Origin of the sequence: Rahnella sp. CJA17(1/100), from assembly GCF_963881615.1 — a bacterium.
GTDB lineage: Bacteria > Pseudomonadota > Gammaproteobacteria > Enterobacterales > Enterobacteriaceae > Rahnella > Rahnella aceris.
Genome location: NZ_CAWOJA010000055.1, coordinates 122,019 through 136,728, shown reverse-complemented (window position 1 = coordinate 136,728; position 14,710 = coordinate 122,019). Strand labels below are relative to the sequence as shown.

General features: G+C 52.0%; 12 protein-coding genes. 5 read left to right on the top strand and 7 right to left on the bottom strand.

Translation table 11 applies throughout. The features are described 5' to 3' along the window. Window positions 1-5: 5 nt before the first annotated feature. Window positions 6-2,519, top strand: coding sequence for a fimbria/pilus outer membrane usher protein (locus tag AACU55_RS19720; RefSeq protein WP_134705964.1), 2,514 nt, complete (start codon window positions 6-8; stop codon window positions 2,517-2,519). An 8-nt stretch (window positions 2,520-2,527) separates the two neighbouring features. Further along, on the top strand, window positions 2,528-3,511 hold the full coding sequence (locus tag AACU55_RS19715; protein WP_240785650.1) for a fimbrial protein: 984 nt from the start codon (window positions 2,528-2,530) through the stop codon (window positions 3,509-3,511). 105 nt (window positions 3,512-3,616) lie between these two features. Here the strand turns inward: AACU55_RS19715 and AACU55_RS19710 are convergent, their stop codons facing one another. Together AACU55_RS19710 and AACU55_RS19705 are read right to left on the bottom strand one after the other, a co-directional pair. Beyond that, a complete protein-coding gene (locus tag AACU55_RS19710; RefSeq protein ID WP_013576974.1) occupies window positions 3,617-4,132 on the bottom strand; it encodes a hypothetical protein in 516 nt (171 codons plus the stop codon). A gap of 15 nt (window positions 4,133-4,147) precedes the next feature. Continuing rightward, the gene (locus AACU55_RS19705) at window positions 4,148-4,474 is read right to left on the bottom strand and encodes a hypothetical protein (RefSeq protein WP_112150979.1); all 327 of its coding nucleotides are present in this window, start codon (window positions 4,472-4,474) and stop codon (window positions 4,148-4,150) included. Window positions 4,475-5,130: 656 nt separating this feature from the next. Between AACU55_RS19705 and acnB the strand changes: the two genes are divergently transcribed. Both acnB and yacL read left to right on the top strand, forming a co-directional pair. After that, window positions 5,131-7,728: a bifunctional aconitate hydratase 2/2-methylisocitrate dehydratase gene (gene acnB, locus AACU55_RS19700; RefSeq protein WP_013576973.1), complete on the top strand. Its 2,598-nt coding sequence runs from the start codon at window positions 5,131-5,133 to the stop codon at window positions 7,726-7,728. Window positions 7,729-7,804: 76 nt separating this feature from the next. Then, complete coding sequence (gene yacL, locus AACU55_RS19695) at window positions 7,805-8,170, top strand: protein YacL (protein WP_013576972.1); 366 nt, start codon at window positions 7,805-7,807, stop codon at window positions 8,168-8,170. On the opposite strand, the gene yddG is transcribed toward yacL, so the two are convergent. The 5 genes from yddG to AACU55_RS19670 all read right to left on the bottom strand — a co-directional run bounded on the left by yddG (window position 8,160) and on the right by AACU55_RS19670 (window position 12,720). Then, window positions 8,160-9,050 (bottom strand): aromatic amino acid DMT transporter YddG, encoded by an 891-nt coding sequence (gene yddG / locus AACU55_RS19690; protein ID WP_013576971.1) that lies wholly within the window; start codon window positions 9,048-9,050, stop codon window positions 8,160-8,162. The genes yacL and yddG overlap by 11 nt on opposite strands. A gap of 103 nt (window positions 9,051-9,153) precedes the next feature. Beyond that, on the bottom strand, window positions 9,154-10,029 hold the full coding sequence (locus tag AACU55_RS19685; RefSeq protein WP_015690452.1) for a hypothetical protein: 876 nt from the start codon (window positions 10,027-10,029) through the stop codon (window positions 9,154-9,156). Window positions 10,030-10,459: 430 nt separating this feature from the next. Then, on the bottom strand, window positions 10,460-11,254 hold the full coding sequence (gene speD, locus AACU55_RS19680; RefSeq protein ID WP_013576969.1) for an adenosylmethionine decarboxylase: 795 nt from the start codon (window positions 11,252-11,254) through the stop codon (window positions 10,460-10,462). 28 nt (window positions 11,255-11,282) lie between these two features. After that, on the bottom strand, window positions 11,283-12,158 hold the full coding sequence (gene speE / locus AACU55_RS19675; RefSeq protein WP_013576968.1) for a polyamine aminopropyltransferase: 876 nt from the start codon (window positions 12,156-12,158) through the stop codon (window positions 11,283-11,285). Window positions 12,159-12,372: 214 nt separating this feature from the next. Beyond that, window positions 12,373-12,720, bottom strand: coding sequence for a YacC family pilotin-like protein (locus AACU55_RS19670; protein ID WP_013576967.1), 348 nt, complete (start codon window positions 12,718-12,720; stop codon window positions 12,373-12,375). Between the two features lie 210 nt (window positions 12,721-12,930). Between AACU55_RS19670 and cueO the strand changes: the two genes are divergently transcribed. Continuing rightward, entirely contained in the window at window positions 12,931-14,535 is a 1,605-nt protein-coding gene (gene cueO / locus AACU55_RS19665; RefSeq protein ID WP_013576966.1) for a multicopper oxidase CueO, read from the top strand. The last annotated feature ends 175 nt before the right edge of the window (window positions 14,536-14,710 follow it).

Sequence of the window (14,710 nt, the reverse complement as noted above, 5' to 3'; positions counted from 1 at the left end):
ATGTTATGAATAAAAATCATGTCGTTACGCATCTTTCATCTTCCCTTTTGCGGTCATGGCTTCTGGCGGGGATTGCTTTGGGAACATCCGAAACACTTGCGGATGACCGTTTTAACGTTCAGGCACTGGAAATAGAACATCCGGGCGCGCCGGTGGATATATCGCAATTTTCCCGGGCTGGCGGGCAGAAGCCGGGTGTTTACCGTGTGGATGTGCTGGTGAACAATGTGCCGAAAGGGCGGCAGGATGTGACGTTTATCGCCTTGAAGGATCTGACACTCTCCCCGCTTTTTACTCCGGCACAATGGCAAAATCTGGGACTCAGAACCCGCAGCATTCCGGCATTACGCGACTGGCCCGCACAAAAGCCGGTTGAGGATTTCACGCCGCTGATGCCCGGCGTGGTCAGCCAGTTTGACTTTTCCCGCCAGAAACTCCTGATCACCATCCCGCAGGGGTTGCTCGACACGCTGGCAAGGGGCGCGGTTAGCCCGGAGTTATGGGATGAGGGAACGACGGCCTTACTGCTTAATTACAACCTCAGCGGTGCCCGTACCTGGCAAAATTCAGGCGGCAGCGATCAGAGCCAGTTTCTGAGCCTGAGAAGTGGTGCCAACTGGGGCGGCTGGCGGCTGCGCAACTACAGCACCTGGCGTTACAGCCGCAACATTGACGGGCAATCGCAGCAGGACTGGGATTCGGCGTACAGCTTTCTCCAGCGCGATGTGCCGGTGCTCAAAGGACAATTTATCGCGGGAGAAAGCACGACACCTGCGGATATTTTTGACAGTTTTACCTTTCGCGGCGTGCAGTTGTCTTCCGATGACAATATGTTGCCTGACAGCTTACGCGGCTTCGCCCCCGTGATCCGCGGTATTGCCCGAAGCAACGCGCAGGTGACGATTAAGCAAAACGGCATGGTGATCTACCAGACCTATGTGCCGCCCGGCGCTTTCAGCATCAACGACTTATACCCGACTTCCGCTTCCGGGGATCTGGAGATAACCGTCAGGGAAAGTAATGGCGAAGAGCGACATTTTACCCAGGCGTTTTCTGCTATCCCGATCATGCAGCGCGAAGGCCGGTTGAAATATGCCCTGACACTGGGGAAATACCGCACCTATCAGTCCGGGGGTGATGAACCTGAATTTCTTCAGGGATCACTGATTTATGGTCTGGGTTATGGCGTGACGCTGTTTGGCGGCAGTCAGCTGGCGCAGAACTATAAAGCGGCGAATGCCGGTATCGGCAGTATGGTCGGGGATTGGGGATCTTTGTCGTTTGATACCACGCTGGCCAACAGCGAACTGACGGACAATCACACAGAACGCGGTCAGGCATACCGGCTGCAATATGCCAAAAGTGTGACTGCAACAGGCTCAACGCTGTCGCTGGCAGGGATCCGCTTTGCCGGGGATTTTTATCATTTCAGTGATGCCAGTAACTGGCGTGAGGACGCAAGCAACGGAAATTACTATGGTCAGCCACGGGAACAGTATCGCCTTAACCTGACTCAGATGATTAATAACGGGCAGTGGGGATCGCTTTCGCTTTCGTGGTATCAGCAAAACTACCGACAGTCGCAAGTTAATCAGCGCAGTCTGGGGATCAGTTACAACGTCAATATTGCCAGTATCGATTACGCCTTATCGGTATCGGATAACCGTACTTACGGCACTGAGAGCGATAAACAGATCGCCTTTAATGTCAGTATCCCCCTGGGTCGCTGGCTGTCAAACGCCTGGGCCACGGCTAACGTGAACAGCGCCAGTCACGGGCGGACGCTTTATCAGATCGGTATCAACGGCATGCTGCTTGAGGATAACAACCTCTCTTATGCCGTCAGTGAAGGTTATGGCACTCACGGGCAGGGAAACAGCGGTAGCGCCAGCCTGAATTATCTGGGCAGCGCCGCGCAGCTCAGCGGGGGCTACAACTACAATCAGGACACTCATCAGGTCAATTACGGATGGCAGGGCGCCATTGTGGGCCATCCCTTCGGTGTCACTTTCGCGCAGCCTCTTGCCAGCGATCTCTCTGCCATTGCCATTGTCCGCGCCCCGGGGGCTGCGGGCGTGAAATTGCAAAATAATACCGGCGTGTATACCGACTGGCGCGGCTACGCGGTGGTGAATTATCTCAGTCCGTACAAGCGAACCCGTGTGGCGTTGGATACCACATCACTGGACGAAAACGTCGATATTGACGACAACATCCTTTCCGTTGTTCCCACTGCCGGTGCCGTGGTTATGGCGTCCTTTACCACGCGGGCCGGTAGCAGATTATTGCTCAACCTTATCTATAACGGGCAGCCTGTGCCTTTCGGCGCAGAGGCGTTTGTGGTGGGCGACGAACGAAACCGCGCCATCGTCGGCGACCAGGGGCAGGTGTATCTCAGTGGCTTGTCGGATCAGGGCGCAGTCAGAGTGACATGGCAAGGGGGACAGTGCGAAGCACCGTTTACATTATCTGGTGCGCAAAAAGCGGCGGTCTCTCAGGCCAGCAGCGTATGTCGATGAGGCTTTATATGAAAATGATGATACTGCTGGTCTGTCTGACCCTGTTTTCTGGCAAATTATGGGCAGCCTGTTCTACCGCACCGGTAATGCCGCAGTCCTGGGATTTAAGTTCGGTTGCGGTGACATCCTCTTTGCCTGTTGGGGCGGATATTCCCGGAAGTCAGCATACTTTCAGCATCAGCGGTACTTGCGGTACAAACGGCAGCAACGAACTCTCCGGCGACCCGATCATCGCCTGTTACTACGGAAACGGGACAGAAATCGCGGGTTTCCCCGGCGTTTACTCTACCGGTGTCGAGGGTATCGGTATTGCCCTGACTAACTCCAGCGGACAACGTGTGGTTGGCGGCGGGGTAAGCTGCGATACGCGCAACACATCGCTGGGTAACCTGGACAGCAGCCTCAGCTATCAGATAGCTGTCACGTTATCGTTAGTCAAAACCGCCAATGACATTTCGGATACGGCACTGGCGCAAAGCCAGACCCGTTTCGGGCTGGGGGTGTATGGCAAATCCGGCCTCGGGGGCGGGGGAGCCAACACGCTCTCTTATACAGGCAATATCAACATCAGAACGGAAAGCTGCGATGTGCTGAATAACACCATTAATGTCTCTCTGGGCACGGTCTGGCCGGGGCTTTTTTCCAGTGCCTCCGCTGGCGGCGTCACGCCCGATGTCCCATTTAGCATCGAACTCAATTGTGATGCCGGGGCGAATGTGAATATCCGTATCGATGGCACTGCTGACGATTCGCTGGTCGCCGGTGTGATCAAAATCAGCAATGGTGCGGAAGGGCAGGCATCCGGAGTGGGAATTCAGATCCTGAAAGGCGATACCTCGCCTGTGAGCCTCGGACAACAATGGGCAATCACCCCTTCGGCCAGCGAAGGAAGTCTGAGTATTCCCTTTTTTGCCCGCTACTATCTCAACGGGCAAACACTCAGCAGCGGGAGTGCGAATGGCACGGCCACGTTTACGATGATTTATTATTGAGAAAGGTCGCCTTTGCAGACGACATGAAGTGAAGTTTGTTTTCATAAAACAGTGAGATATGTACGATAACCTCCCGGCGTGTCCGCACTGAGTGTCGGTTTCAGGCTATTTATCATCAAAATCATACTGCGGGCTGCTTTGGAATGAGGGGTAGGATCTGAGGTTTTTATTTTTTAAGCGTGCTTCTAACTCAGTCCTGGTTTTTAAGGGAAAGCTCTCATATTCTCTTTCTAACCGTATATTTCCGGCAGGTAAAAGAGCAAAAAGATCATTATGAAGTGTTTTAACTTGTTGGCTGTAGACGCTAACTTCTGTTAGTGCATCGTAGTAGTCAAATGCCCTGATCATAAACTGATGATGTTCATTCCCGGCACATTGATCGATTTGAGCGGTGCCAAGGTATAAAACGGCGATGCTTACCGTTCTTTTGTCATAATCTGCTATATCGGCTGAAGTAATAAAAGGCCGGGATTTCATTTCTGCCATACATTCCTCCAGTTTAGTGTTGAGATTATTGTAGGCTAAAAGATACTTATCACGGCTATATTCGATGTCTTCATTGATATGCGCAAAGCAAGAGAATGTCATCGTGAGCATAAGCATCAGAAGGTTTTTTTTCATTTTTAACGATCCCTGTTATTTAAACGTTTTTTCCATGCATTTCCAGAAGGCATGTTCTGTACCATGCGTTGTCGAAAATATCAGTTGTCTGTTTATTGAAAGGTAAATTTGGTTTTTCGCATATTGGTCAAATGCTTCTGCTGAATGAAAGAAACTGACAAAGTCTGTTTGGTTTATATAATAACTGCTTGCTAATGCTCCGTTTTTAACAAAAATAGAATACATAACGCCCGATGTGAGCAAGTATCTTCCTAAATTGTACAGTTCAAATTGTTTCCTTATAACTTGAATAGTTTTCCGGCTTTCATTTCCAAATGCTACATTACCATTGCATCCCATCATTTCAACACTCCTTAACTTTCATATTAAATATCAATAGTTAAACTGCCATCATAAATTTGGTGCATTAAATAAACCGGTAATTTTCTTCCTGAGTAATCAGTAATAAATCAATATTCAAAAACATATAGCGAAGTTGTTTTCCCGAGCAATAAGTATTTCCTGCCAATGTTGTGTTTTGCGATCCGAAGATGAGTCCGGGGGTTATAAGATTGCTTTTCACTCACTTTCTGTTCAGGAAGCACCGACCTGCCAGCACTTCGAAGATACAAACCGGCTGTCCTTTGGGGCGGTTTTTTTGTGTCTTTTTTCTGCATTTCCCGCCGTTTATTCCCTTGTGTGATCAGGGTTGTTGTGATGATCTAGAAGGCGAATTGGGATGAACAGCCGATCCGTCTGTGCTCAACGATTCAGCAAAGATTTAATGTTGCTTTTATGTGAACGAATTAACAAGCGGGCAAAATCCTGCTATGCTGCCCGTGCGCTAAAGGGCACTGTGCTCAGGTTCAGGATGTGTCGTAAACCGACAAAGAAACAATCATACCCGCAGTGTCCCCGAATCATCAGACCGTTTGAATTCCCCTGTCCCTACAGGCATGACGCGAGGCTGATGATGGAAGCCAGGCATAATAAATGACAATGAGAGCGAGGAGAAAGTCGTGCTAGAAGAATACCGTAAGCACGTAGCCGAGCGTGCTGCAGAGGGCATCGTCCCTAAGCCACTTGATGCTTCACAGATGGCAGCGTTGGTTGAGTCCCTGAAGAATCCGCCACAAGGCGAAGAAGACACTCTGTTAGACCTGCTGATTAACCGTGTTCCACCGGGCGTCGACGAAGCCGCCTATGTTAAAGCCGGATTCCTGGCTGCAGTCGCCAAAGGCGAAACTACCTCTCCGTTGGTCACTCCTGAAAAAGCCGTTGAACTGCTGGGCACTATGCAGGGCGGTTATAACATTCACCCGCTGATCGACGCACTGGATAACGAAACGCTGGCACCCATTGCTGCGAAAGCGCTGTCTCACACGCTGCTGATGTTTGATAACTTCTACGATGTGGAAGAAAAAGCACACGCGGGCAACGAACACGCAAAAAAAATCCTCCAGTCATGGGCGGATGCCGAATGGTATCTGTCACGTCCGCAACTGGCTGAGAAAATCACCGTCACTGTGTTTAAAGTGACTGGCGAAACCAATACCGATGATTTGTCACCGGCTCCGGATGCCTGGTCCCGTCCAGATATTCCTCTGCATGCGCTGGCAATGCTGAAAAATGAACGCGAAGGTATTCATCCGGATCAACCGGGCAGCGTCGGTCCGATCAAACAAATCGAAGAACTGAACAAAAAAGGTTTCCCGCTGGCTTACGTGGGTGACGTTGTCGGTACCGGTTCTTCGCGTAAATCGGCCACTAACTCCGTGCTGTGGTTCATGGGTGATGACATTCCTCATGTGCCAAACAAACGCGGCGGCGGTGTGGTGCTCGGCGGTAAAATCGCGCCAATCTTCTTCAACACCATGGAAGATGCCGGTGCCTTACCGATCGAAGTGGACGTGTCCAACCTGAATATGGGCGATGTTATCGACATCTATCCGTATAAAGGTGAAGTGCGGAATCACGAAACCGACGAAGTGCTCGCGACTTTCGAACTGAAAACCGATGTCCTGCTCGATGAAGTGCGCGCAGGCGGCCGTATTCCATTGATCATCGGCCGTGGTTTAACCACCAAAGCCCGTGAATCCCTGAAATTGCCGCAGAGCGAAGTGTTCCGCATTGCGAAACCTGTTGCTGCAAGCAACAAAGGTTTCTCGCTGGCGCAGAAAATGGTGGGGCGCGCCTGTGGCGTTGCCGGTGTTCGTCCGAACGAATATTGCGAACCCAAAATGACGTCCGTGGGTTCTCAGGACACCACCGGTCCGATGACCCGTGATGAACTGAAAGACCTCGCGTGTCTGGGCTTCTCTGCCGATCTGGTGATGCAGTCATTCTGTCATACCGCTGCTTATCCTAAGCCGGTTGACGTGACCACCCACCATACGCTGCCTGATTTCATCATGAACCGTGGCGGTGTTTCACTGCGCCCTGGTGATGGCATCATTCACTCCTGGCTGAACCGTATGCTGCTGCCTGACACTGTCGGCACCGGCGGTGACTCCCATACTCGTTTCCCGATCGGGATTTCGTTCCCGGCGGGTTCCGGTCTGGTGGCCTTTGCGGCAGCGACCGGCGTGATGCCTCTTGATATGCCGGAATCCGTTCTGGTGCGTTTCAAAGGCAAAATGCAACCGGGCATCACCTTGCGTGACCTGGTGCATGCGATCCCTTACTACGCGATCAAAGAAGGTCATCTGACCGTCGAGAAGAAGGGCAAGAAAAACCTCTTCTCTGGCCGTATTCTGGAAATCGAAGGCTTGCCGGAACTGAAAGTCGAACAGGCGTTTGAACTGGCGGATGCGTCCGCGGAACGTTCAGCGGCAGGTTGTACGATCAAACTGGATCAGGCGCCGATCAAAGAATACCTCAGTTCTAACATCGTGCTGCTGAAGTGGATGATCTCTGAAGGTTACGGCGATCGTCGTACCATCGAGCGTCGTATCAAAGGCATGGAAGAGTGGCTGGCGAATCCGACCCTGCTCGAAGCCGATGCGGATGCTGAATACGCGGCAGTGATCGAAATCGATCTGGCCGAGATCAAAGAGCCAATTCTTTGTGCGCCAAACGATCCGGATGATGCGCGTCTGCTGTCTTCCGTACAGAACAGCAAAATCGATGAAGTCTTTATCGGTTCGTGTATGACCAACATCGGTCACTTCCGTGCGGCGGGTAAACTGCTCGACAGCCATAAAGGCGCGTTGCCAACCCGCTTGTGGGTTGCGCCACCGACCAAAATGGATGCGGCTCAGCTGACGGAAGAGGGCTATTACAGCGTCTTTGGTAAGAGCGGTGCGCGTGTTGAGATTCCGGGCTGTTCACTGTGTATGGGTAACCAGGCGCGTGTGGCGGACGGCTCTACCGTCGTTTCCACCTCTACCCGTAACTTCCCGAACCGTCTGGGCAACGGCGCTAACGTCTATCTGGCTTCGGCGGAACTGGCGGCGATCGCCTCCCTGCTGGGCCGTCTGCCAACGCCGGAAGAATATCTGGGTTATATGGCGGAAGTGGATAAGACCGCAGTGGATACTTACCGTTATCTGAACTTCGACAAGCTGAGTGAATATACCGATAAAGCTGACGGCGTGATCTTCCAAACCGCAGTCTAAGTCGTTATATTTGCGCCAGTGTTGAAAGGGAGCTTCGGCTCCCTTTTTTATTGTGATTTTTTCAGAGGACTGCACCATGGATTACGATTTTTTGCGCGACATCACCGGTGAGGTCAAAGTGCGTTTTTCAATGGGCCATGAAGTGCTTGGTCACTGGCTGAATGAAGAAGTGAAGGGCGACCTGAGCGTGCTCGATAACGTCGAAGCGGCATTGAGCGATCTGAAGGGCAGCGAACGCCAGACGCAGATGGCCGGCCATGAATACACGCTGCTGTTAGCCGACGATGAAGTGATGATCCGCGCCAATCAGCTGGATTTCGACGGCGATGAGATTGAAGAAGGGATGAGTTATTACGACGAGGAGAGTCTGGCGTTTTGCGGCGTCGAGGACTTTTTGCAAGTCCTCGCCAAATACCGTTCTTTCGTGATGACTAACCGCTGAGTGACTTGCCCCGCGAGGCGGTCCAGCACAGCAGCGAACCGCCGACCACCATCAGCACGCCCGGCCAGAAACTGGCACCTGGCAACGTATGCAGCCACAATCCGGCAATCAGAATCGATGACAGCGGCGTGAAATATGACAGCGCGGCCACCAGCGTCGCATTGCCTTTTTTCATCGCAATATCCCAGCACTGATACGACACCGCGGTCACCGCGCCCATCGCCAGTAATTCGAGAATGGCAGGTAATGTCAGGCTGATACGGCTGGAGGAATACGTGAAGTAAAGCGCCCACAGTACGCCGCCGGTTGCCAGCAGAAACAGCGGCAGCACGCCTTTGCCTTTACACAATACGCGGACCAGATTGGAATACAGTGCCCACGACACGGCCGCGCCCAGTGCCAGACCGTAGGCCACCGGGTTGCCGCGCACATTGCGCATCATCTGGTGAATATCCAGCCCGTGACCGCCGCTGATTGCCCACAGCACTCCCGCAAATGCCAGCACCGCGCCCGGCCAGATCCACCAGCGGACACGTAATTTCAGCAGCGGAACCGCAAACAGCAACGTCAGACTGGGCCAGAGATAATTCACCAGCCCGAGTTCCAGCGTTTGCTGGCGGGTATGCGCCAGACCGATCGCCAGTGAAAATGCCACCATATAAAAGATAAACAACAGACCGCAGATGATCAGATAAGCTGCAGATTCACCACGCAGAGACGGTTTGCCGCCGACCATCCAGACTAAAATTCCGCTGACAGTATAAATAGAGGCGGCCGCACCAAAAGGCCCCAGAGATTCGGACAAACTGCGGGTGAGCGCCACGCTCATGCTCCACAATAAAATGGCGAGAACGCCAGACAGTGTTGCAAAACGATCCATAAGAAAGGTAAGCCTCTGGAAAAGGAGACTTTTAAGATAAGCGATTGTTCCGGTTATTTACACCGGAACAATCCGCTTGAGAGGCGCTTATTGTCTGAAATCATCAGAAGTAGAAACCGGCTTCCAGACCCACGGTGGAAGTGGTGGTCGCGGGCTGATAATAGCCAACGGTGCGTCCGTTCAGATCACCCTGTTTCTCGTCCGACTTACCGTATTTCTGATGCACATAACTGGCTTTCACAAAAACATCTTTGTTGATATTCCAGGTCAGGCTGGTAAATGGCGAAAGCCTGGATTTCGGCTCCAGCCAGACCCCTCCCTGATTGCTGTGCGTCCAGGTTTTAATCGGATACAGCGCACCCCCTTCCAGACTCAGACGTGAATCTGCGGTCATTTGCCAGTTCGCCCCCAGTGACGCTTTGGCGTAAGGCTGCAAAGACACTTCAACGGCGGTGTACTGCCGGGTGGTGTTTTGTGAGGCAATATACACATCGTCAGAGCGGATATTTCGCACCCACGCCTGGCCGCCGACAGCGCCTTTCATATCGAAAGAAACACTGTCGGATGCCCGGTAACGGTAGCCACGGGTCATGTCCGCGCTGTAGCCGGTGTAATAGGTTTTGCCCTTCAGCGAGCCGTTCGGCACGTTGGCCTGATCGTCCAGCGTACTGCCTTTATAACGGACGATCCCGAACATCACGCTCATGTCCCAGGCTTTTAATAAGCCGCTTTGGGTATCGAGATAGTTATTGGATCCGAAATTAACGCGCAGGCGCGGGCCATGTTCAGCAACATATTTACCGTCCATATTACTGACGGATTCGTCCCACTTATAATATTCGGCACCATAACTCACATAGTGCCGCATCCCTTCGGTATTGCTGCTCAACAAACTTTCCCCGGCCCGGGAAACCCCGGAAACCAATAAAGAACTCGCGACCAGCAAGCTGGATACGGTCTTTAATTTAATCATTTTCATGTTTTATTTCTACTTACGGGTGGATGGAGCTGGTTGCTTAGTAAGCAATAAGGGGATGCTAATGTCAGGAGGGGGATAATTAAAGTTATTTATCTGTTTTTAGTAAAAAAGCGATCTTTTGATCTGCCATAAGCTAAATTATTGGTTATATAACGATTTTGTTTGACTTAATAGCTGTATATTATTTCTGTAATTTGGCTTAAATAGCAGATCCTTCATCGTTAAATTTAGCTTAAATAAAGATTTAATGACTGTTTTGATATTAATTTGCCTTAAGGAGTATAGCGGGTATTCATCCATGTAAATATATTTTACTTAAGTAATGCTTATTGAGTTTCAGGCGGGGGAATATTCAATATCAGAATTTGTCTATACAAAAGAAAGGCCGGACATTTCAAAAATGCCCGGCCTTTCCTTTATTCAGCTCTGATCAGACTGACGGCAGATTGCGGCCGTAATAGATTTCCTGCATTTCCTTGTAGAGCAAATCGGTGATTTCTTTACGCTCCTGCGCGCTCAGTTCATCCGGTTTGGCATTAAACAAGTAATGTTTGAGATCGAACTCTTTCAGTAACATCTTGGTATGGAAGATGTTTTCCTGATACACGTTGACGTCCATCATGTCGTACAGCGCTTTCATATCCTGCGACATGAAGTTCTGAATCGAATTGATGGAATGGTCGATGTAGTGTTTAACACCGTTCACGTCGCGGGTAAAACCCCGGACACGGTAATCGATGGTGACGATGTCGGATTCAAGCTGATGAATCAGATAGTTCAGCGCTTTCAGCGGTGAAATCACGCCACAGGTCGAGACTTCAATGTCAGCGCGGAAGGTACACAGCCCGCCTTCGGGATGGCTTTCCGGATAGGTATGCACACAGATATGGCTTTTATCCAGATGCGCGACCACGGAATTCGGCAACGGGCCCGGATGCTCGGTGGTATCGACATCACGCGGGTCCATCGGCTCTTCGCTCACTAAAATCGTCACGCTGGCGCCCTGTGGTTCGTAATCCTGTCGCGCCACGTTGAGGATATTGGCACCGATAATGGAGCAGGTTTCGGTGAGGATTTCCGTCAAACGGTTGGCGTTATATTCTTTGTCAATGTAGGCAATGTAGCCATCACGATCGTCTGCGGTTTTGGCGTAGCAGATATCGTAGATACAAAAACTCAGGCTTTTGGTCAGGTTGTTGAAGCCATGCAGTTTCAGCTTTTGCAATTTAGTTCACCCCCTTATGGATGCTGTATCAGCGTGCGGCTGACAGGGCATTCAGTAAATATTGCGGCAGGGCAAAGCTGCCGTGATGAATCGCCGGATTGTAATAACGGCAAGTTATGTCTGCGGCGTCGAAACGCGCCTGCAAGGTTTTGCTGTCAATCTGGCGATATTCCGGGCTGTTGGTCGCCCAGGCAAAGGTCATGATGCCGCCGTAATAGGTCGGGATCGCGGCCTGATAGAAACTGACATCACTGAAATAGTGGCTCAGTTTGGTGTGGCTGTTCACCGCTTCATCCTGCTGGAGGAAGCACACGCCATTTTGTGCCACGAAAATGCCGCCCGGATTGAGGCAACGGGCACAGCCTTCGTAGAATGCCGACGTAAACAGGCTTTCTCCGGGACCGATGGGATCGGTGCAGTCGGAGATGATCACGTCGAAGGTTTCAGTGGTCTGATTAACGAAGTTCACGCCGTCGTCGATCACCAGTTTGAAACGCGGATCGTCATAAGAACCGGCATTATGGTTGGGCAGATACTGGCGGCAAAACTCCACCACGCCGGCATCAATTTCCACCATCGTGATCGACTCCACGCCTTTGTGGCGAGACACTTCGCGCAGCATTGCGCCGTCGCCGCCACCAATGATCAGCACCTTGCGGGCGCTGCCGTGGGCGAACAACGGGACGTGGGTCAGCATTTCGTGGTAAATGAATTCATCACGCTCGGTGGTTTGCACCACGCCGTCGAGCGCCATGACGCGACCCAGCGCCGCGTTCTCGAAAATCACCAGATCCTGATGATCGGTTTTCTCTCGGTATAACTCTTTATCGACGCTGAAGTACTGGCCAAAATGGGCGTGCAGCGTCTCATACCATATTTCTTTGGATGACGAGTTCCGGGACATGTCGTTGTTTCTCCTGATCAATCGCAGCCATAAAAATGGGCGCACATGATAGCTAACTCTGCCTGTCCATGCACGGTTGAATTTCAGACAGGTGAATGTAGATTAAGTGTAGACGAGGCAGGCGTGGTGCGAAAAATCGGGGGACAGGGAGGAAAGCAAACAGGCTCCGGCATCAGAATGACGGAGCACACGGCTGAAAAACGGCTGACAGGATTCAGTTGGTGTAGGCCAGTAAACTCAGCGAGTCGCGGGCCAGAGACTTACATTTTGTCGGTTTAGGCACGGCGATCCCACTCAGATCACGGTAGCTTTCTTCGCCCATCGACTGCATGTTAAAGCTGTTGTAATTGCTCAGGTCCCAGCGATTTTGCTGGGCGAAAAACACGATAGCCCGTTTGATTTGGGTGTTCGGCAGTTGTTCGTAACCGCAGTTATTTTTCAGATAAACGAAGACTGCCGTCAGATCCGCCAGATCTTCCGCTTCTGATTCACTCAGCGCCTGACTGGCGGAGGAGAAACCGAGCAGCGACAGTAATAACAAACACAGTGTTGTTTTTTTCATGGGTGTGTTCTTGTTCTTGTAGATTGAAAGTCAGAAGGACTTGGCTCACAGGCAGTTAAAAGGACGTTACCATATTTGCACTGAGCGGCACCAAATTTCTTTTACCGCTGAACCGCTTGACCTTCCCCTTAGGGGAAGGGATAGGCTGTCGTACTATTATGGCACGCCTGCGCCATCTGTCTGGTTATCACCCTTCAAAAGGACCGAAAAATGAACCGACGCGATTTCGTGAAGTGGACGACCCTGATGGGCGCCGCCAGTATGCTGCCCGGCTGGAGCCGTTTCGCGCTCGCCGCTGACCGCCCGGCATTGCCCATCCCGGCGTTACTCGAACCGGATATCCGCAGCGCCATTACGCTCACATTACAGCGCGGGCAGAGCCAGTTTCTGCCTGGCGTGAACACTGAAACCTGGGGCGTAAACGGTAATCTTCTCGGCCCCGCGCTGCGTATCCGTCGTGGGAAACCGGTCAGCGTCACCATCAATAACCGGCTGGATGTGGCCAGCACCGTTCACTGGCACGGGCTGGAAATTCCCGGTGACGTGGATGGCGGGCCGCAGGGATTAATCGAACCCGGCCAGAATCGCAAAGTCAGTTTGCAACTTGATCAACCCGCATCGACCTGCTGGTTCCACCCGCATCCGCATCAGACCAGCGGTTATCAGGTGGCGATGGGGCTCGCCGGGCTGGTGCTGATCGAAGATGAAAGCAGTGACCTGTTGCAGATCCCAAAACGCTGGGGCGTGGATGATATTCCGGTCATTTTGCAGGATAAGCGCCTGAACGACGCCGGTAAAATCGATTATCAGATGGACGTCATGACCGCCGCCGTCGGCTGGTTCGGGCAACACATGCTGACCAACGGCGCGGTGTATCCGCAGCACGGAATTTCCCGTGGCTGGGTACGTTTTCGTTTACTCAATGGCTGTAATGCACGCTCGCTGCACATCGCCACCAGCGATCAGCGGCCGATGTATGTCATCGCCAGTGACGGCGGTTTCCTGCCTGAGCCGGTGAAAGTCAGCGATTTGCCGCTGCTGATGGGCGAGCGTTTTGAAGTGCTGATTGATTGCAGCGACGGCAAAGCCTTTGATCTGGTCACGCTGCCGGTGAAGCAAATGGGCATGACGCTGGCACCGTTCGACAAACCGTTGCCGGTGTTACGCATTCAGCCGACGCTGACCCAAAGCGGCAGTTCATTGCCGGACACGCTGGTGCCGCTTCCGGCGCTGGTGTCAGTGGATAATCTGCCGACCCGCTGGCTGCAACTGATGATGGATCCGCAGCTTGATCAGCAGGGTATGGCGGCGCTGATGAAACGCTATGGCCACAAGGCGATGGCCGGCATGAGCATGGATCACGGCGGGGGCGGGATGGCCGCAATGCCGGGTATGTCCGGTTCCGGTCACGACGGTCATGGCGGTATGGCAGGAATGGACATGAGTCAATCGTCCGGTGGTTATGATTTCATGCAGGGCAACAAAATTAACGGCAAAGCCTACGACATGAACCTGCCCGCTTTCGATGTGAAACAAGGCCAGTATGAGAAATGGACCCTTTCGGGCGAAGGCGACATGATGCTGCATCCTTTCCATATCCACGGCACACAGTTCCGTATTCTTTCTGAAAACGGTCAGCCGGTCGCGCCCCATCGTCAGGGCTGGAAGGACATCGTGCGCGTTGAAGGCGCCCGCAGCGAAGTGCTGGTGCGCTTTAACCACCTGGCCGATAAACAACATGCTTACATGGCGCACTGTCATCTGCTGGAACACGAAGACACCGGCATGATGCTCGGCTTTACGGTATCCGCGTGATCCGGTTTACTGCTTTCCTTTCTGTAATTTCTTAAAAATCAGCGGCCGGGGGCGATCCTCCGGCCCGCCTCTTTTCCTTCCCTCCCGTTTCTTTCTTTGCCTGTGCTACTCCTTCGAATATCTATCTTTCAATTTGAAAGATTAAACTTTCAAAATGTGATCAATATATAATTAA

Excerpts from the sequence above, each read along its gene's own strand:
- AACU55_RS19720 (WP_134705964.1), top strand. The coding sequence starts at position 6 with ATGAATAAAAATCATGTCGTTACGCATCTTTCATCTTCCCTTTTGCGG.
- AACU55_RS19715 (WP_240785650.1), top strand. The coding sequence starts at position 2,528 with ATGAAAATGATGATACTGCTGGTCTGTCTGACCCTGTTTTCTGGCAAA.
- AACU55_RS19710 (WP_013576974.1), bottom strand. The coding sequence starts at position 4,132 with ATGAAAAAAAACCTTCTGATGCTTATGCTCACGATGACATTCTCTTGC.
- AACU55_RS19705 (WP_112150979.1), bottom strand. The coding sequence starts at position 4,474 with ATGATGGGATGCAATGGTAATGTAGCATTTGGAAATGAAAGCCGGAAA.
- yacL (WP_013576972.1), top strand. The coding sequence starts at position 7,805 with ATGGATTACGATTTTTTGCGCGACATCACCGGTGAGGTCAAAGTGCGT.
- yddG (WP_013576971.1), bottom strand. The coding sequence starts at position 9,050 with ATGGATCGTTTTGCAACACTGTCTGGCGTTCTCGCCATTTTATTGTGG.
- AACU55_RS19685 (WP_015690452.1), bottom strand. The coding sequence starts at position 10,029 with ATGAAAATGATTAAATTAAAGACCGTATCCAGCTTGCTGGTCGCGAGT.
- speE (WP_013576968.1), bottom strand. The coding sequence starts at position 12,158 with ATGTCCCGGAACTCGTCATCCAAAGAAATATGGTATGAGACGCTGCAC.
- AACU55_RS19670 (WP_013576967.1), bottom strand. The coding sequence starts at position 12,720 with ATGAAAAAAACAACACTGTGTTTGTTATTACTGTCGCTGCTCGGTTTC.
- cueO (WP_013576966.1), top strand. The coding sequence starts at position 12,931 with ATGAACCGACGCGATTTCGTGAAGTGGACGACCCTGATGGGCGCCGCC.